Annotated in this window: 12 protein-coding genes; 9 read left to right on the forward strand and 3 right to left on the reverse strand. The window is 71.1% G+C overall.

The window, feature by feature from the left end; genetic code table 11:
• Position 1 precedes the first annotated feature (1 nt).
• The 9 genes from ACZ4LX_RS13970 (at position 2) to ACZ4LX_RS14010 (ending at position 15346) form a co-directional block, all read left to right on the forward strand.
• The gene (locus tag ACZ4LX_RS13970; RefSeq protein ID WP_467649631.1) at positions 2 to 6829 is read left to right on the forward strand and encodes a beta-ketoacyl synthase N-terminal-like domain-containing protein; all 6828 of its coding nucleotides are present in this window, start codon (positions 2 to 4) and stop codon (positions 6827 to 6829) included.
• Positions 6826 to 8409, forward strand: coding sequence for a PfaD family polyunsaturated fatty acid/polyketide biosynthesis protein (locus tag ACZ4LX_RS13975; protein WP_467649632.1), 1584 nt, complete (start codon positions 6826 to 6828; stop codon positions 8407 to 8409). Before ACZ4LX_RS13970 ends, ACZ4LX_RS13975 begins: the two co-directional genes overlap by 4 nt.
• Before the next feature lie 52 nt (positions 8410 to 8461).
• The gene (locus ACZ4LX_RS13980) at positions 8462 to 8755 is read left to right on the forward strand and encodes an acyl carrier protein (RefSeq protein WP_467649633.1); all 294 of its coding nucleotides are present in this window, start codon (positions 8462 to 8464) and stop codon (positions 8753 to 8755) included.
• Entirely contained in the window at positions 8752 to 9756 is a 1005-nt protein-coding gene (locus ACZ4LX_RS13985) for a 3-oxoacyl-ACP synthase III family protein (protein ID WP_467649634.1), read from the forward strand. The genes ACZ4LX_RS13980 and ACZ4LX_RS13985 overlap by 4 nt, the downstream gene beginning before the upstream one ends.
• Positions 9757 to 9810: 54 nt before the next feature.
• A complete protein-coding gene (locus ACZ4LX_RS13990) occupies positions 9811 to 10683 on the forward strand; it encodes a class I SAM-dependent methyltransferase (protein WP_467649635.1) in 873 nt (290 codons plus the stop codon).
• 62 nt (positions 10684 to 10745) lie between these two features.
• Positions 10746 to 12263, forward strand: a complete 1518-nt coding sequence (locus ACZ4LX_RS13995; RefSeq protein WP_467649636.1) for an MFS transporter — start codon at positions 10746 to 10748, stop codon at positions 12261 to 12263.
• A 218-nt stretch (positions 12264 to 12481) separates the two neighbouring features.
• Complete coding sequence (locus ACZ4LX_RS14000) at positions 12482 to 13318, forward strand: SDR family NAD(P)-dependent oxidoreductase (RefSeq protein WP_467649637.1); 837 nt, start codon at positions 12482 to 12484, stop codon at positions 13316 to 13318.
• Positions 13315 to 14520: an acyl-CoA dehydrogenase family protein gene (locus tag ACZ4LX_RS14005; RefSeq protein ID WP_467649638.1), complete on the forward strand. Its 1206-nt coding sequence runs from the start codon at positions 13315 to 13317 to the stop codon at positions 14518 to 14520. The genes ACZ4LX_RS14000 and ACZ4LX_RS14005 overlap by 4 nt, the downstream gene beginning before the upstream one ends.
• A 7-nt stretch (positions 14521 to 14527) precedes the next feature.
• Positions 14528 to 15346: a 4'-phosphopantetheinyl transferase family protein gene (locus ACZ4LX_RS14010; RefSeq protein WP_467649639.1), complete on the forward strand. Its 819-nt coding sequence runs from the start codon at positions 14528 to 14530 to the stop codon at positions 15344 to 15346.
• Between the two features lie 120 nt (positions 15347 to 15466).
• Here the strand turns inward: ACZ4LX_RS14010 and ACZ4LX_RS14015 are convergent, their stop codons facing one another.
• Genes ACZ4LX_RS14015 through modA form a run of 3 tightly spaced genes read right to left on the reverse strand, consistent with a single transcriptional unit; the run spans position 15467 to position 18233 of the window.
• Positions 15467 to 16555 carry an ABC transporter ATP-binding protein gene (locus ACZ4LX_RS14015; RefSeq protein ID WP_467649640.1) on the reverse strand — a complete coding sequence of 363 codons (1089 nt, stop codon included), beginning with the start codon at positions 16553 to 16555 and terminating at the stop codon, positions 15467 to 15469.
• Entirely contained in the window at positions 16552 to 17409 is an 858-nt protein-coding gene (gene modB / locus ACZ4LX_RS14020; protein WP_467649641.1) for a molybdate ABC transporter permease subunit, read from the reverse strand. Before modB ends, ACZ4LX_RS14015 begins: the two co-directional genes overlap by 4 nt.
• A complete protein-coding gene (gene modA, locus ACZ4LX_RS14025) occupies positions 17406 to 18233 on the reverse strand; it encodes a molybdate ABC transporter substrate-binding protein (protein ID WP_467649642.1) in 828 nt (275 codons plus the stop codon). Before modA ends, modB begins: the two co-directional genes overlap by 4 nt.
• Positions 18234 to 18350: the final 117 nt, after the last annotated feature.

The following is an 18350-nucleotide window of genomic DNA, read 5'->3' on the forward strand; positions in this document are numbered from 1 at the left end:
GATGACGAACGGGCAGAAGTACGCGGTCGTCGGCATGGGGTGTCTGTTTCCCGAAGCCGCGACGGTCGAGGAGTTCTGGCGGAACCTGAACGACGGCCGCGACAGCCGCACCGACGGCACCCAGGAGATCTTCGAGCGAGGCCGGCCGGGTGGCCCGCCGGCCCGGCCGGGGGACAGACACCGGATCTACAGCACCCGCGGGGGGTTCGTCCGGGACTTCAGGTTCGACCCCACCGGATACCGGCTTCCCGCCGACTACCTCTGCGCACTCGACCGGATCTTCCAGTGGTCGCTCCACGCGTCCCGCGATGCTCTTGGCGACGCCGGATACACCGTCGGCCGAGCCGCAGCCGGGTCAGCGGAACGTACGGGGGTCGTGCTGGGCAACGCGGGTTTCCCCTCGCTCCTGTCCACCCGGCGCGGCTCGGACCGGTGGCTGGCCGCGGTCGGGCGCGGTCTGGCGGAGGCCGGGCTGGACCCGGGCGAGGTGCTGTCGCGCGGGGCGCGCGACGACGGCGACCCGCTGGCCGCCGCCCACAACCTGTGGGTCGGAGGCATGCCCGCCCGCGTCGTGGCGGCGGCGCTGGGCGTCGGCGGTCCGCAGCTGGCGGTCGACGGTGCGTGCGCCTCCGGGCTGTACGCACTCAGACTGGCCTGCGACTACCTGTCCGTCGGCCGGGCCGACGTGATGCTCGCGGGCGCTGTGGGCGGCCAGGAACTGGTGGGCCTGCACCTGGCGTTCTCGGATCTGCGGGCCTACCCCGAGGACGGCCGGAGCCAGCCCTTCGACGCCCGTTCCAGCGGGGCACTGACCGGTCAGGGCGCCGGCATGCTGGTGGTGAAGCGGCTCGCGGACGCCCGGCGCGACGGCGACCGGATCCACGCGGTCGTCGAGGGCTCCGCCCTGACCAACGACGGCACGGGCCGGCACACACTCGTACCCCAGCGCACCGGCCAGATCGACGCCTACCGGCGTGCCTACCAGGACGCCGGTGTGGACCCGTCCGCCGTTCAGTACCTGGAGTGCCATGCCACCGGGACGCAGGTCGGCGACGGCGTCGAGCTGTCCGGCATCACCGAGTACTTCGGCGCCGGCGGCACCATCCCGTTCTTCGGCTCCGTCAAGTCCAACCTCGGGCACCTGCTGACCGGGGCCGGCATGCCCGGACTGATCAAGACGATCCTCGCGATGCGGCACGGGATCATTCCGCCCACCCCGGGGGTGACCGAACCGCTCGCGGGCGCCCGGGGACGGCTGGTGCGGACGCCCACCGAGTGGCCGCGGGACGGCCGACCGCGCACGGCGGCGGTGTCGTCCTTCGGATTCGGCGGCACGAACGCCCATGTGGTTCTCGCCGAGCCCGCCACCACCGGTGCCGAGCCGCCGGCCGGGCCGGAAACTCCCCGCGCACTGCCGAAGCTCGACATCGTGGGCCTGGGATGCCATGCCGGCCCCTTCACCGACGCCGGCGAGCTGGAACGCGCGGTGTACGAGGGACGCGACGGATTCGGGCCGCTGCCCGAGGAGCGCTGGCGCGGGCTCGCACCCGACCGGCCCCGGCCCGACGGTGCGTACGTCAACTCCTTCGACTGCGACACGGCACGTCTGCGCGTCCCGCCGATCGACCTGGAGGGCTTCAACGACCAGCAGCTGCTCTTTGTGCGCGTCGCGGAGGAGGCCCTGCTGGACGCGGGATACCAGCGGCACGGAGAGGACGGGGGAGGCCCGCCCGCCCGGCGGGTGGCCGTGATCGTCGCGGCCGACATGAACGCGGTGGGACACTCCTACGCCGCACGGCACGACGTCGCCGGGGCGCTGCGCCGGCGCTGTGAGGAGCTCGCCCTGGCCGGCGATGCCGACGCCGTGGCAGAGCTGATCGAGGCGGCGCAGCGAGGGATCGGCGACGGCTGGTCACCCAACGCGGTGCTGAGCTACCTGGGCATCACCGCCACCAGGGTGTCGTCGCTGTGGAACTTCACCGGACCGGCGTTCACGGTCGCCGCCGACAGCGCCGGCGCGGCGACCACCCTGGAGACGGCCGCGCTGATGCTCCTCGACGACTCGGTCGAAGCGGTGCTGGTCGGCGCCGTCGACTTCACGGGCAACGTGGAGAACATGCTCGCGCGCTTCGGACTCGCGGCATATGGCGGCGAGCCCGGACTCGGCCTCGGCGGCAGGGGCGGCTGGCGGGCCGGCGAAGGCGCGGCCGCACTGCTGCTCACCCGTGCGGGCGGCCCGCGGAACGCCGAGCGCCCCGTGTACGCCACGATCGACGCCCTGGCGGTCCGGTACGCGCCCGTCCCGGCCGTCGGCCCGGCCGCCGACGCCGAGCAGGTCCGGATGGCCACGCTCGACGCGCTGGCCGGCGCCGGGGCCGAGCCGGGTGAGGTCGACTACGTCGAACTGCACTCGACGGGCGTGCCCGCCCAGGACGCAGCCGAGCTGGAGGGCCTGGCCCGGGTCTGGGACGGCACCGGGACCGGGGAACGGACGACGGCGCTGGGAGCGGTCTCCGCCAATGTGGGGGACACCCAGCTGGCAGCGGTCCTGGTCAGCGTGGTCAAGGCCGCGCTGTGTCTGCACCGCGCCTACCTCCCGGCGGTCCCGCACTGGACGGGCCCGTCGGACCGCTTCGCCGATCTGCTGTCGGGGTCGTCCTTCTACGTGCCCGAGCGGAGCCGCCCCTGGCTGCGTGCCACTCGCAAGGGGCCGCGCCGGGCAGTGGTGAGCGGCCTGGGGACCGGGGGCGCGCACGTGAGCGTCGTCCTCTCGGGCAGCTCGCCGCGTGGTGACGTCAAGGCGGTCGAAGGCCCCGACGTCCATGGGCAGATGATCGTGGCAGTGGGCGCAGCGGACTTCGCCGCACTCATGGACCGGGTCGCCTCGGTACGCGACGCGACCGGAGACCGCACCGAACTCAGCAGGACCGCCACAGAGGTTGCCGCACGGCCGGGACACGGTCATCGGCTGGTGCTCTGCGCCACCGACCACGACGTCCTGCGGCGCGAGGCCGACCGCGCGCTGGCCATGGTGCCGCGGGCGCACCGGACGGGGACGGAGTGGACCACCCCGGCCGGGAGCTACTACACACCTGCGCCGATCGGCGCCGAGGGCAAGGTCGCGCTGGTGTTCCCCGGCATGCTCAGCGCGTACCCGGGTGTCGGAGCCGAACTGTTCCGCGCCCTGCCGGGCATGCTGCCCATCGCCGAGGACGCGGTGGACGACGCGGGCGAGCTGATGCGTGCCGACCTGCTCTTTCCACGCCGTGTACGTCCGGCGGACCCGGACGCCGAGGCCGCCGCGACCACGGCTCTCATGCAGGACTTCTCCTCCATGGTGGACATCGGCAGTTCGTTCGCGTGGCTTCAGACGCAGGCACTGCGCAAGCTCCTGGACGTGCCCGTGCACGGCGCGTTCGGCTACAGCCTCGGCGAGTCCAGCATGCTCTACGCGCTCGGCGCCTGTTCACCCGCATCGCACGGGCCGGAGCAGCGTACCCGGCTCACCGAGGTGTTCCAGGGCCGGCTGAGCGGACCCAAGTCCGCCGTCCGCGAGGCGTGGAACCTCTCGCCCGACACGGCGGACGGTGACGTCTGGTCCGGCTTCGTCCTTTTCGAGGACTCGGCGAAGGTGCGCGATGCCGTCGAACGCTACGACCGCGTCTTCGTCACCCACGTCAACACCCCCAAAGAGGTGGTGATCTCGGGTGACCCGGCTCAGTGCCAGGCCGTCGTGGACGCGCTCGGCTGCCGGAGCCTGCCCAGCGGCGTAAGCCATGTCCTGCACTGTCCGATCCCGGACGCGGACGAACTGGCCGGCTGTCTGCGCAGGCGGACCCGGCCGGTCGCCGACGTGGAGCTGTACTCCGCGAATGGCTACGCTCCCCTGTCGGACTTCGACGCCGAGCGCATCGCCCGGAACAACGCGGCGACCCTGCGCCAGACCATCGACTTCCCCCGGCTGGTCGAGACGCTGTACGCGCGCGGCTACCGGTACTTCGTGGAAGTGGGGCCCGGCGGCACCTGCAGCAGATGGATCAAGGAGATCCTGCCGGGCCGGAGCCACGTCGCGGCGTCCGTGGACCGGCGTCGTACGAGCGCGGCATCCGGAATCGGCCGCGTCCTGGCCCGGCTGGCCGCCCACGGCCTGCCCGTCAACCTCTCGCCCTACCTGCCCGCACCGCCCGGGGAGACCACGCGGTCGCTGCCCCTGCGCCAGATCACCCTAGGAGGACCACCGGTGGCAGAGTCCGTGGCCGGCCACAGCCGCGCAGCGATCCAGCGGCTGCGACCGGAAAGCAGGGCTCCCGAGGAGCAGCCGGCCATCACATTCCCGGGCCGCCCCCGGCGGGCCGCGACCACCGCGGCCGAAGGGCCACGGCCGCCGGCCGGAGACGGCCCCGCGGTCCCCGTGCGGACGAAGCCGCCGGGCGTGATCCTCGACGAGCACGACCTGCACGAGTTCGCCAACGGCGAGATCGGCAAGGCCTTCGGGCCGCGGTACGCGCCGGTCGACCAGTACGAACGCCGGGTCAGGCTGCCCGCCGAGCCCTACCACTTCGTCAGCAGAGTCACCGCCCTTGACGCCGAACTGGGCAAGTTCGAACCGTCGTTCATCCGGACCGAGTACGACGTGCCGGCCGGAGCCTGGTACAGCGTCGACGGTCAGATGCCCTTCGGGGTGCTCGCCGAAGCCGGACAGTGTGACCTCGTACTGATCAGCTACATGGGGATCGACCTGGAGAACCGGGGCGAGCGGGTCTACCGGCTGCTCGACGGGTCCCTCACCGCGTACGGCTCCTCCGTCCGGGAGGGGCAGCGGATCCAGTGCGACATCCACATCAGCAATGTCCTGCGCACCAACGGACCGACCCTGACGTTCTTCCACTACGACTGCTTCGTCGACGGCGAGCTCGCCTTCACCATGCGCAACGGCTGCGCGGGCTTCTTCACCGACCGCGAACTCGCCGAGGCGGGCGGCATCATCGAGGCCAAGTCCACCGGGGCGAAGCCGAAACCGGCAGGCCGTGCGGCACCACGGGCATCCGCCTTCAAACCGCTGGCCAGGACGGACCGTACGAAGCTGGACGGCGACGACATCGCCAAGCTCACCGAAGGCCGCTTCGCGGAGGTGTTCGGCCCGGCCCATCAGCAGGAGCCCGGCGCCAACCACTCGCTGCGGCTGAACCCCACCCGGCTCCTCATGGTGGACGACGTACCCCGCATGGAACTCACCGGCGGTGCGCACGGTCTCGGCTCGTGCACGTCGGTGAAGCGGCTCGACCCGGACGAGTGGTACTTCAGCAGCCACTTCGTCGGCGACCCGGTGATGCCGGGAACACTGGTGGCGGAGGGCGCCATGCAGGCGCTCCAGGTGTACGGGCTGCACGCGGGCCTCCACCTGTGCCTGCCGGACGCCACGTACCAGCCCATCAAGGGGCTGACCACAACGACCAAGGTGCGCGGCCAGATCAACCCGGCCACGCGCCAGATCCGCTACGAGATCGACATCGTCGACATCGGCCTGGTGCCCCGGCCCTTCGTCATCGCCGACGTTCTCGTCCACGCCGACGAACTGCCCGTCGCCAGGATCAGCAACGTGGGCTTCCAGATCGTCGAGAAGCCGGGCACGCCGTTCCGCCCGGACCGGGAGGGGCACACACCTCGGGCGCTCGCCCGTCGCGGGGCGTCCGACGAGCCCACCCTGCTGAACGAGATGCACATCGCCCACGTGGCCAAGGGCGACCACGCGATGCTGGGCGAGCAGTTCGAGGTCTTCCGCGACATGCCCCGGACTCCCAGGCTGCCCAGCGGTGAACTCTGCTTCGTGGACCGGGTGCTGCGCATCGACGGGGTCAGCGGCGCCATCAGGCCCGGCGACGTGATCGAGTCCGAGTACTACGTTCCCGAGGACAGCTGGTACTTCACCGAGAACAACCAGCGGTACATGCCGCACTTCGCGTACATGGAGGCCGGAGTCCAGCCCGGGGTGCTCGGACCGTACTTCCTCGGGACCACGCTGCGGTTCCCGGAGACCGAGTACTTCCTGCGCAATCTCGGCGGGCACGCCACCTCGCTGCGCCAGGTCGACCTGCGCGGGAAGACGGTCCGGCAGCGGGTCACCATCCTGTCCAACGACGCCGTCGGCGGAGCGATCCTGCACCGGGCCGACTGGGAACTCTCCGTGGACGGCGAACCCTTCTACACCGGGGAGCAGCTCTCCGGCTACTTCACCAGCGCTCTGCGGGAGGGCAGCGTGGGCCTGGACCGCGGCGAGGCCGTACCGCTGTGGCTGGACCAGGCGGAGCTGCCGCCCGGTGCCGCGATCGAGGCGGACCTGGACGGGCTCCGGGCCAGGACCGGCTCGCTGCGCCTGGGTACCGGGCGCCTGGACATGCTCGACGGCTTCAGCTACGTCCCCGACGGGGGCCTGCACGGTGCCGGCTATCTGCGTGGCCACCGTGACCTGAGCCCGGACGACTGGTACTTCCCGCTCCACTTCCACCAGGACCCGGTGATGCCGGGCTCGCTCGGCGCGGAGACGGTGTACGCGGGCCTCCGGGCCTATGCCATGTCCACCGACGTGGCCCGGGGATGGCCCGACGCGCACTTCGACCACGCGCCCGGCGTCAAGGTCGAGTGGACCTACCGGGGCGAGTTCGCGAACACCCATCCCCGGCTGGACTTCGAGGCACACATCAAGGAAGTACGCCAGGAGGACGGTCAGCGAATCCTGGTCGCCGACGCCAGCGTCTGGCGCGGCGAACTGCGCGTCTACGCATTCAAGGACATCGCCATCGCGGTGGTCACGGGGGGTGGTCAGAAGTGAGCCGGACACTGAACTGGCAGGGGGAGCGCGCCCCGAGATTCGATGTCGCGGGAGTGCGGGGCGAACTGCACCGGCTCCAGGACGCCTGCCACATCGTCGCCGAGGGTGACGCGGTGGGCGCGGTGTCCGGCGGTGCGGAGACGGACGGGGACGGCTTCGAACTGCTGGCTTCCGTACCACCGTTGCCGGCGTCCCTGCTCGGCTCGGCGGCGTTCCGCGAGGCGCACGGAGTGCGGCTGGCCTATATGACCGGTGCGATGGCGAACGGGATCGCCTCCGAGGAACTCGTCATCGCGATGGCCGAGGCGGGCCTGCTCGCGTCGTTCGGCGCGGCAGGCCTGGCACCGGACCGGATCGCGTCCGCGCTGAACGTCTTCGAGTCGAAGATCCCCGGTCTGCCGTTCGCCTGCAACCTGATCCACAGCCCGGCCGAGGCCGGTCTGGAGCGGGCCACCGTGGACCTCTATCTCGACCGGGAGGTCCGGCTGGTGGAAGCCTCCGCCTTCCTGGGCCTGACCGCGGAAGTGGTGCGCTACCGGGTGGCCGGCCTGGTACGGGACGGGGACGGCCGGGTCGTGCCGCGCAACCGCGTCATCGCGAAGGTCTCCCGCCCCGAGGTCGCCGCGCTGTTCCTGCGGCCCGCGCCCCGGGAGATCCTGGACACGCTGGTCGCCGAAGGCCGGATCAGCTCCCCCCAGGCGGAGTGGGCGGCCCGGGTGCCGCTCGCCGACGACATCACCGTGGAGGCGGACTCCGGCGGGCACACCGACCGCCGCCCCGCGAACGTGATGACCGCCGCCGTGCTGCGGCTGCGGGACCGGATCACCCGGGAGCACGGCTACCCGACGGTGCCCCGCGTCGGAGCCGCCGGGGGGCTGGGCAGCCCCGAGGGGCTGGCCGCCGCCTTCACGATGGGCGCGGACTACGTGGTCACCGGATCGGTCAACCAGAGCTGCGTGGAAGCCGGAACATCACCACGGACCAAGGAGCTGCTCGGCCGGGCCGGTGTCGCCGACTACGCGATGGCGCCCGCCGCCGACATGTTCGAGATCGGCGCCGAGGTCCAGGTCCTCAGGAGCGGCACCATGTACCCGATGCGGGCGGCGAAGCTGCGCGAGCTCTACCGGACGTACGACAGCCTCGACGCGCTGCCGGCCAAGGAGCTGAGCCGCCTGGAGAAGGACGTGTTCCGCATGTCCGTGGACGAGGTGTGGCGGGCGTGCGTCGACTACCTGGGCCCCCGCGAACCCGCGCACATCGACCGCGCAGCCAAGGACCCCAAGGTCAGGATGGCGCTGGTGTTCCGCTGGTACCTGGGCCTGTCGGCACGGTGGGCCGTCGACGGGGAAGCCGACCGTCTCCGGGACTACCAGGTGTGGTGCGGCCCGGCGATGGGCGCCTTCAACGACTGGGCGAAGGACAGCGATCTCTTCCCGGTGGAGAACCGGACGGTGGCCGAGGTGGCCGAGCAGCTCATGCGGGGCGCCGCCTACGTGTCCCGGCTGCGTCAGATCGGTGCCACCGGTGCCGTACTGGCGAGCTCGCTGAACGACTACCGGCCGGCCCCGCTGCCGGACTGACCCCGAGAACGAACCGAAGCTGACCCGAAGCAAGACGAAGGAGATGACCCAGGTGACCCAGCACACGGCCGAGACGGTCGACGGCGGCAACACGGATGACACACGCGTACTCGAGGAGGTACGAGGACTGATCGCCGATCACCTCAAGGTCCCCCTGGCCGAGGTGACGCCCGAAACCCAGCTCCTCGACCTGCCGGGAGTCGACTCGCTCAAGCTGCTCCAGGGGCTGCTCGCGGTCGAGGACCACTTCGGCATCACGTTCGACGAGGACGAGGCCCCGGCAGTCCGCAGCATCGCCCAGGTCGCCGCGCTCGTCGCGGAAGCCGTGAACAGCGACCAGTCGTGACGCTGCACTCCCGGATCGGGGCCGTCGCGGTCCATCTGCCCGAACGGCGGATGGCCGTCACGGACGTCGAGGAGGAGATGGCCGCCCTCAACCCGGACCTCGACCTGCCCCGCGGCCTGATCGAACGGTTCACCGGGGTACGCAACCGCTATGTGGCACCGCCGGACTGGGAGGCGTCCGGCCTCGCGGTGGCGGCCGCGCACCAGCTGTTCGAGCAGACCGGTCTGGGCCCGGACGACGTCGGCCTCATCATCTTCGCCGCCGCGAGCGGCGACGTCCTCGAACCGGCCACCGCGCACATCGTCGCCGAGCGGCTGGGCGCGACATGCCCGGTCTTCGACCTCAAGAACGCCTGCAACTCGGTCCTCAACGCCGTCGAGATCGGAGACACGCTCATCCGGGCGGGCAGCTACCGGCGCATCCTGGTGGCCTGCGGCGAGGCTCCGACCCGGCTGCTCGGCAACACGGTGGCGAGCGTCCAGGACTACGTGGAGAGCTGCGCCGCCCTGACCATGTCGGACGTGGGTGCCGCGCTGCTGCTGGAGGCGAGCGACGAGCCGGGTGTCCTGGCCCACAGGATGGGAGCCAACTCCCGGGCCTGGCGGGCCTCGGTCACCCCGATGGCCACCAACGCCGAAGGACGGCTGGAGATCGGCCGGCTCAAGGTCAAGCCGATGAAGATGCTGAGGGCGCTGGCCGACACCGACTTCAGCCTGATCACCGAACTCCTCGCGGAGAACGACCTGACCATGGACGACTTCGGCCTCGTCTGCGTGAGTCAGATCTCGGTGCCGTACACCCGGCAGTTCTGCCGGAGCCTGGGCATCCCGGACGAGAAGGTCCTGATCACGGTCGATGAGCACGGCTGTGCCAACGCGGCGAGTATTCCCCAGCAACTGGCCGCCTCCGTGGCCTCCGGGCGACTGCGCAGAGGCGACCTGGTCTGTCTCATCGGGCTCGGCAGCGGACTGAGCTTCGGTGCCGCGGTCGTCCGATGGTGACCCGCTGAACCGGCTGGCCACATCGAAGTACTCGAACGAAGGGTCTGAGAGGGAATGGGAACAGCGGGCACGCAGGAGAGCTACAACGGCGCGTCTCCCGACGCGATCCAGCACCACTACGACGTGTCGAACGAGTTCTACCGGGTCTGGCTGGACGAGAACCGCATCTACTCCTGCGCGCTCTGGGAGGACGGCGACACGCTGGAGAGCGCCCAGTTGCGCAAGCTCGACTACTTCGTCGGGCAGACCGGCGCCGCCGGCAGCGGACGCGTCCTCGACATCGGCTGCGGCTGGGGCGGTCTGCTGCAGCGCATGAGCCAGGTGCACGGCGTCGAATCCACCGTCGGGCTGACGCTGAGCGAGGAACAGGCCGAAGCCGCACGCGCCCTCGGGGTGCCCGGCGCCGAGGTGCGCCTGGAGAACTGGATGGACCACCGGCCTGCCGAGAAGTACGACGCGATCATCTCCATCGGCGCGTTCGAGCACTTCGCGCGGCGGGGACTCTCGCGCACCGAACGTGTCGCGGGATACCGGGAGTTCTTCGAGAGCTGCCGTTCCTGGCTGCGTCCGGGCGGCCGGCTGGGACTCCAGACGGTCGGCAAGGGCAACGTGGTCAAGCTCGACCGCGCGTACATCCGCGACATCGCGTTCGTCTCGGACGACATCTTCCCGGAGACCGAGCCGCCCCGGCTCTCCGAGATTCTCGAAGCCAGTGAGCTGATCTTCGACCCGATCGCGGTGCGCTTCGACGGAGCCCACTACGGACGCACGATCAGGACCTGGCTGGAGCGCCTGCGGAAGAACCGGACCGCCGCCGAGGCCGTCGCGGGCCCCGAGACCGTTCTCAAGTACGAACGCTATCTGGAGGTCACCGCCCAGTCCTTCGAGAAACGCTTCGCCAACCTGTTCCGCATCACCTTCGAATGACCGCCGGGTGACCGGCTCTCAGTACGGTCCGGACCGGCCGATCAACCCCAGGAGTCCCGCTGATGAAGCCCGAGACAGACCTTGACGGAGGCACGGCCGTCCGCCGGGTCGGAGAGACGGGCGACGACCGCACACCCATGACGGCTGAACCACCGGCCGCGGCGGCCGGCGGCCGTTTCGTGATCACGATCCTCGCGGCAGGCGCGACCTTCCTGGCGATGCTCGACGCGACCGTGGTCAACCTCGCTGTACCCGAGCTGCGTTCCGGCTTTCCGTCGGAGTCGTTGTCCAGCGTCATGTGGGTCATCACGATCTACGCCGTACCCCTGGCGGCGCTGCTCGCACCGGCGGGGCGCCTCGCCGACGTCGTCGGGCGCCGGCCCCTTTACATGTCCGGCGTCGGCCTCTTCGTGGCGGCCTCGGCGCTGTGCGGGGTGGCGCCGAACCTGCCCACGCTGCTCGTCGGCCGCTGCATTCAGGGCATCGGCTCCGCGGTGATGATCCCGGCCTCCCTCGTACTGCTGCTGCACGGGGTGCCGGTGGCCCGCTGGACACGGGCGATCGGCATCTGGAGCGCCGCCACCGCACTGGCGGCGGCCGTCGGCCCCACGGTCGGGGGCGCCCTCGTCAGCTCCCTCGACTGGCGGGCGATCTTCTACGTCAACCTTCCGCTCGGCGCGCTGCTGCTGCTCCTGGCGGCTCGCGGCGGCAAGTCCCGGCGGTCCGGGAGTGCCGGACGGGCCGGCATGCCGGACTGGGCCGGTGCCCTCCTGCTCGGCATCGGCCTGGGGGCCATCGTTCTCGCGGTGAGCAACGCCCAGTACTGGGGATGGGGGGACACCAGGACGACCGTCTCGATCGTGGGTGGCGCCCTCGTGGTGGCGGTGGTGGTCCGGCGCTCGGTGCGCCATCCCGTCCCGGCACTCGAGGTCACCCTGTGGCGCAACACCACGTTCTCCTTCTCCGTGGGAGCCTCCACCCTCTACGGGATCGTGATGTGCGTGTGGCTCCTGGCCGGGGTGCTGATCCTCAGCCAGGTATGGCACTACTCGGTGCTGAGGACGGGCTTCGCCATGACACCCTGCGCCCTGGCCGCGGGCGTGGCCGCGCTTCTGGTCGGCCGGATCAGTTCGGCCCGGATGCCCAAGTACGCCATCGGCGCGGGATCGCTGGCGATGGCGGCGGCGAGCGTGTGGACCTGGCTGGCCCTGAGCGCGGAGCCCGACTTCCTGAGCTTCTGGCTGCCGTGCGGGATGGTCGTCGGCACCGGCATGGGCGCCGTGGTGACCGGGACCGCGTGCGGAGTCCTGCTCTCCACCGCACCGGAGCGGCTGGCCGGGGCCATCGGGACGAACACCGCGGCCCGGCAGCTGGGGACCGCCTTCGGCGTCGCCCTGGTGGCTCTGATCCTGCCGGGCGACGGGCCGGTACGGATCGAGGACTTCAACCACGCACTGCTGACCGCAGGAGCCATCGCGATGGTTGTCGCCCTGATCGGCCTGGCCATGCCCGTGCCTCGGCCCGCCGGATCCGGTGACGTGCTGCCGGCGGAGAGCGGGACGGTGCCCGGACGAGCATGAGAGGGGCAGGGCGCGGACGCCGTCGGCCGACGGCGATGGGGGCGTCCCGGCCAGGCAGCAGGGCAGCAGGGGGCGCCCCCGTCCGCCCCCGTGCCCCGTGGCCCCGAGCGGCTGATCATCGCCCGCTCCGGGGCGGACCGTTGCCGGGATGACGAGCGGGAGACCAGCGGACCGATGCACGCGGGCAGGCCGCGCGAACACGTGGAGAGAGGAAGAGAATGCCGGATCTTGACTTTCACGGCAGGGTGGCTGTCGTCACCGGCGCCGGCAACGGCCTGGGCCGGGCGCACGCCCTGGAGCTGGCCCGGCGCGGCGCCAAGGTCGTCGTCAACGACCTTGGCTCGGCACTGGACGGGGCGGGAGGCTCACAGGGGCCCGCCGCCGAGGTCGTCGGCCTGATCCGCGATGCGGGCGGTGAGGCGACGGCGGACACCAGCGACATCAGCGTCCCCGAAGGCGCCGGGAGCCTTCTGGCGCGGACGCTGGACACATTCGGCCATGTCGACATCCTGGTCAACAACGCCGGAATCCTCCGGGACCGTTCCTTCACCAGGATGGAGCCGGAGGACTTCGACCGGGTGCTGGCCGTGCATCTGAGGGGAAGCTTTCTGGTGACCCGCGAGGCCTGGCCGCATCTCAGGGAGCGCGGGTACGGCCGGATCGTGATGACGTCCTCACCCGCGGGAGTCTTCGGCAATTTCGGCCAGGCGAACTACGCGTCGGCGAAGGCCGGAGTCATCGGGCTCACGAAGACCCTGGCGATCGAGGGAGCCAGGCGCGGCATCGGGGTGAACGCCATCGCGCCGATCGCCATGACGCGGATGACCGAGGCCATGCTCCCGCCCGACTCGGGCGACCTCTTCGCAACCGGCCAGGTCAGCGCCCTCGCCACCTGGCTCGCCCACGAGAACTGCCGCTCCACGGGTGAGGTGTTCAACGTCGGAGGCGGACGGATCACCCGCATCCTCTATGCCGAGGGGCCGCTCTTCGACCAGGTGAAGTTCACCGCCGAGGACATCGAGAACCACTGGCCCACGCTGGTTGGAGAATCATGAACATGGAGCTGGACGAGGACCTCGTCGAACTGCGGACCTGGGCCCGGGGCTTCGCCAGGAACGTACTCAGGCCCGCGGCGTCGGAATGGGACGAACGGGAGGAGGTCGCCTGGCCCGTCATCCAGGAGGCCGCCAAGACCGGCCTGTACTCACTGGACTTCTTCTTCACCCAGTCGCTGGAGGAGACCGGCCTCAGCCTGCCGGTGGTGTTCGAAGAGCTCTTCTGGGGCGACGCGGGAATCGCCACAGCCTTCGCGGGGACCGGCCTGGCCGCCGTGTCCGTCCTGGCCAACGGCACCCCGGAACAGCAGGCGGAGTGGATCCCGCCCATGTTCGGCACGGCCGACGACGTGAAGCTGGGCGCCTTCTGCTCCTCCGAGCCCGGCGCGGGCAGCGACGTCGGAGCGATCCGCACCACGGCCCGGTACGACCGGGCCAAGGACGAGTGGGTCATCAACGGCAACAAGACATGGATCACCAACGGGGGCATCGCCGCGGTACATGTGGTCGTCGCCTCGGTGGACCCGGCACTGGGCAGCAGGGGCCAGGCGACGTTCGTGGTGCCCCCGGCCACGCAGGGCCTGTCGCAGGGGCGCAAGTTCAGCAAGCACGGAATCCGGGCATCGCACACGGCCGAGGTGTTCCTCGACGACGTACGCGTGCCGGGGTCCTGCCTGCTGGGCGGAAAGGAGCTGCTGGACACACGGCTCGCCGGCGCGCGGGAGGGCAGGTCCTCCGGAAGCCAGGCCGCCCTCAAGACCTTCGAGTCGTCGCGGCCCACGGTGGCGGCCATGGCCGTGGGTATCGCACGGGCAGGGTACGAGTACGCGCGTGACTACGCCTGCGAGCGCGAGCAGTTCGGCCGCAGGATCGGGACCAACCAGGCCGTCGCCTTCCTGCTGGCGGACATGGCGACCCGGGTCGACATGGCCCGGCTTCTCACCTGGAGGGCCGCCTGGATGGCCCGTAACGGCAAGGCCTTCGACAACGCCGAGGGTTCGATGTCGAAGCTGGTCGCCGGTGAGACCGCGGTCTGGGTGACGGAGCAGGCCATTCAGATCCTGGGCGGCGCAGGCTACACCCGTGACCACCCGGTGGAGCGCTTCCACCGGGATTCCAAGATCTTCACCATCTTCGAGGGGACCTCGGAGATTCAGCGCCTCGTCATCGGCCGTGCCGTGACGGGGCTGACGATCGGCTAGCGGCCCGATGGAACAGACCTTCCTGCCGGCCCGGCGCGGTCACGGGGAACCGAGGGCGAGCCGGGCCGTCCATGTGTGGGTGGGCCGGTCCCGGAGCCGGGTGGACGAGGCCGATCTCGCCCTCCTCTCGGACGACGAACGAGCCCGCGTGCGCACACTGAGGGACAACGCAGGGGACCACTACGCCGGCGCGCACGCCTCGGTACGCCGCATCATGGCCCGGTATGTGGAAGCGGACGCCGGTGACATCGCATTCGGAACCGCGGCATGCGTCACCTGCGGGAGTCCGGCTCACGGGAAACCCGTGGTCGTGCGGCCGGATTCGGGACCGCCGCGGTTCAGCCTCTCGCGGAGCGGACCGTTCTGGGCCCTTGCGATCGGCGCTGTCGAACTTGGGCTGGACATCGAGGAGCGCCGCGAGGTGGACGTCCGGGGCATCGGAGAACTCGCCCTCTCCGTCACTGAACGCGCATACCTCGCAGGCATCCCGGAGGGTGACCGTCAGGCGGCCTTCTTCCGCTGCTGGACCAGGAAGGAAGCCGTGGTGAAGGCCAGCGGCCACGGACTGTCCGCGAATCTGCGCACCGTCGACGTCATGGCCTCGACCGCGCCCTGGGCGAGAGTGGACCATGCGCCTGCCCTCGCCCCGGACGGATGGGCGGTGGGGGACCTCCAGGTCTTCCCGGGGCTGTGCATGGCACTGGCGTACCCGGCCCAGCACGGCGATGCCCCCGAGGCCGTGGAACGCGTGCTCGTCCTCGACGAACACGGGGGAAGCCTGCCGTACCCGCCGGCCGACTGGCCTCGATCCGCTCTGCTCGGCTGACGACTGCTCACCGGCGGCCGGTTGCCCGTCGCGGGAGCGCTCGTGGTGACGGCTCCGTCCTCGTACGCCTCCGCGCCGGCGTGTGAGGACGTCGGCCCGTTCCGCTGCCGCGGCGCGTCCTCAGACGGGGTAGGCGTGGGTCTGTGTCGCCTTCACCGTCGCCCAGACCGCCGCGCCCGGGTGCAGATCGAGTTCGGCGGCGGCCACCGTGGTCAGATCGGCCGCGAGAGGGAGTTCGCCGGTGAGAGCGGCGCGGATCTGGTCCCCCTGGGTCTCCAGGCCCGCGATCTCGCAGCGCCAGAGGTTACGGGCGCTGGCGCCGGCGGGCCGGTCACGGTGGAGCGTGACCGCGTTCGGCGGGAAGGCCACGAAGACCGGGCCCGACAGGGTCTCCGCGGTGGTGATGCCGGGGCCGTAGTCGAGGCGGACGTTGTGGCCGTCGGCCGTACCCCGGTAGAGGTTCAGGCCGACCAGTTGCGCGACGTAGTCCGTGCGGGGGTGGCGGGCGATGTGGGACGGTGCGCCTTCCTGGACGATGCGGCCGTTCTCGACCACGACCAGGCGGTCGGCCAGCACCATGGCGTCCAGCGGATCGTGTGTGACCAGAACGGCGACGGCCTCGAAGTCGGCCAGGTGCCTGCGGAGTTGCGACCTGACCTCCAGTCGCGTACGGGCGTCGAGCGCCGCCAGGGGCTCGTCCAGGAGCAGCAGACGCGGGTGGGTGGCCAGCGCGCGGGCCAGGGCGACCCGCTGGGCCTGCCCACCGGACAGCCTGCGCGGCTTGGCACCCGCGTGGTCCGCGAGCCCCAGACGGTCGAGCCACTCGGCGGCCTGGACCCGGGCAGCCGCCTTGGACACCCCGTGGCAGCGCGGTCCGAAGGCCACGTTGTCCAGGGCGGTGAGGTGCGGGAAGAGCAGATAGTCCTGGAAGACGACACCGACGGGGCGGGATTCGGGCGGCATGCGGTCCAACGCCGCTCCGTCCAGCCGCAGATGGCCTTCGGAGAGCGGTGTCAGACCGGCGAGCGTACGCAGGGCCGTGGTCTTGCCCGCGCCGTTGGGGCCGAGGAGGGCGACGACCTCGCCGGGTGCGGCGGTCAGCGTCACATCGAGCCGGAAGGTGCCGCGCTCGACGACGAGACGGGCGTCAAGGCCCTCCTCGGACACTCCGGAGCGGGCGTTACGGGCGGAATCGGACGTCTTGTTCATCCTGCTGTCATCCAACGGTCGCGCAGGCCCGCCAGCACCGCGACGGACACGGCGAGCAGGACCAGGCTGAGGGCGATGGCCGCCTCCGGATCGCTCTGCAGCGCCAGGTACACGGCAAGCGGCATGGTCTGGGTCCGGCCGGGGAAGTTGCCGGCGAAGGTGATCGTCGCGCCGAATTCGCCCAGGGCGCGGGCCCAGGCCAGTACCGCACCCGCGGCGATGCCCGGCGCGATCATCGGCAGCGTGACCCGGCGGAACGCGGTGAAGCGGGAGGCGCCGAGAGTGGCGGCAGCCTCCTCGAAGCGCGGGTCGGCGGCGCGCAGGGTGCCCTCGACGCTGATCACCAGGAACGGCATCGCCACGAAGGCCTCCGCGATCACGACCCCCGCCGTGGTGAACGGCAGAGTGATCCCGAACCAGTCGTCCAGGTACGTGCCCACGATGCCGTTGCGGCCGAGTGCCATCAGCAGGGCCACACCGCCGACCACGGGAGGAAGGACGAGCGGCAGCGTGACGAGGGCTCGCACGAGGCCGCGGCCGGGGAACTCGACGCGGGCCAGCAGCCAGGCCAGCGGCACACCGATGACCAGGCTCACGGCGGTGGCGGCCGTGGCGCAGACCAGCGACAGCTGGAGCGCCTGCCACACCTCGGCGCTGGTCAGCAGTTCGGGCAGGCTGCGCCAGGGAGCCCGCACCAGCAAGGCGATCAGTGGCACCGTCAGGAACGCCACACCCAGCAGCGCGGGCACCAGGAGCGGCAGCGGCGCGGCTCCGCCGCCCTTCCGGACGCGCCGACGCCGAGGCCGGCCCCGGAGGGGTCCGGCCTCGGCGTCGAGCTTGTCGGATGTCGTCACGGCTTGAGGAACCCGGCCCCGGTCAGGATCTCCTGGCCTGCGGAGGACTGCACCAGAGCGATGAAGGCCTTCGCGGCCTCGGCGTTCTTCGTGTCCTTGAGCTGGACGATCGGGTAGTCGTTGATGGCGTCGGCCGACTCGGGGAAGTCCACGCCCTCCACCTTGTCACCCGCCGTGCGGACATCCGTCCTGTACACGACGGCCGCGTCGGCCTCCTTCAGCTCGACCTTGGTCAGGGCGGACTTCACGTCCTGCTCGTAGGAGACGGGCGTGAGCTCGAGCCTGCTGGCGTCGAGGGCCTTCTGGGCCGCCGCGCCACAGGGCACCTCCTTGTCGCAGAGGACCACCTTGAGGCCGGACTTGGTGAGGTCCTTCAGAGAGGCGATCTTGTCCGGGTTGCCCGGCAGGGTGGCGATCTCCAGCTGGTTGCGGACGAATGTGGCCGGTGCGCCGGAGGCGCCCCCCGCGGCTGTGACGATCTTCATCGTCTTGGGGCTGGCCGCGGCGAACACATCGGCAGGGGCGCCGCCGGTGATGCTCGCGGCGAGGGAGTCGCTGCCGCCGAAACTGAAGGTGACCTTCGTGCCGGGGTGCGCCTCCTCGAACTGCTCGCCCAGGGCCGTGAAGCTCTCCTTGAGGGAGGCGGCGGCGAACACGGTGACTGTCCCGGACAGCTTCCGGGAAGAGCCGGACGCGGAGGAGTCCGATGTCGTCGACGAGGAGTCGTCCGACGACGAACAGGCGCTCAGCACCAGCAGGGCGGCAGCTCCTGCGCCGGCCGCCCGAACGGTCCGGCGGGTCCGGCGCGCAGTACGGGTTGTCACGGATCTGCTCCCTCTTGTTCTGACGGACTTTCCCCTGTGGCCCTCGCGCACCGTCTACGGCTACTCGACGGCCACGTCGGCCGAATCGTTCACAGCACTCGCCCGAGCGCCGGGCTC

Source organism: Streptomyces sp. NPDC026062 (genome assembly GCF_055568375.1).

What these genes read in the sequence shown, in the direction of transcription:
- ACZ4LX_RS14005 (WP_467649638.1), top strand. Translation starts at nt 13,315, where the DNA reads ATGAACATGGAGCTGGACGAGGACCTCGTCGAACTGCGGACCTGGGCC.
- ACZ4LX_RS13990 (WP_467649635.1), top strand. Translation starts at nt 9,811, where the DNA reads ATGGGAACAGCGGGCACGCAGGAGAGCTACAACGGCGCGTCTCCCGAC.
- ACZ4LX_RS14000 (WP_467649637.1), top strand. Translation starts at nt 12,482, where the DNA reads ATGCCGGATCTTGACTTTCACGGCAGGGTGGCTGTCGTCACCGGCGCC.
- ACZ4LX_RS13970 (WP_467649631.1), top strand. Translation starts at nt 2, where the DNA reads ATGACGAACGGGCAGAAGTACGCGGTCGTCGGCATGGGGTGTCTGTTT.
- ACZ4LX_RS14010 (WP_467649639.1), top strand. Translation starts at nt 14,528, where the DNA reads ATGGAACAGACCTTCCTGCCGGCCCGGCGCGGTCACGGGGAACCGAGG.
- ACZ4LX_RS13995 (WP_467649636.1), top strand. Translation starts at nt 10,746, where the DNA reads ATGAAGCCCGAGACAGACCTTGACGGAGGCACGGCCGTCCGCCGGGTC.
- ACZ4LX_RS14015 (WP_467649640.1), bottom strand. Translation starts at nt 16,555, where the DNA reads ATGAACAAGACGTCCGATTCCGCCCGTAACGCCCGCTCCGGAGTGTCC.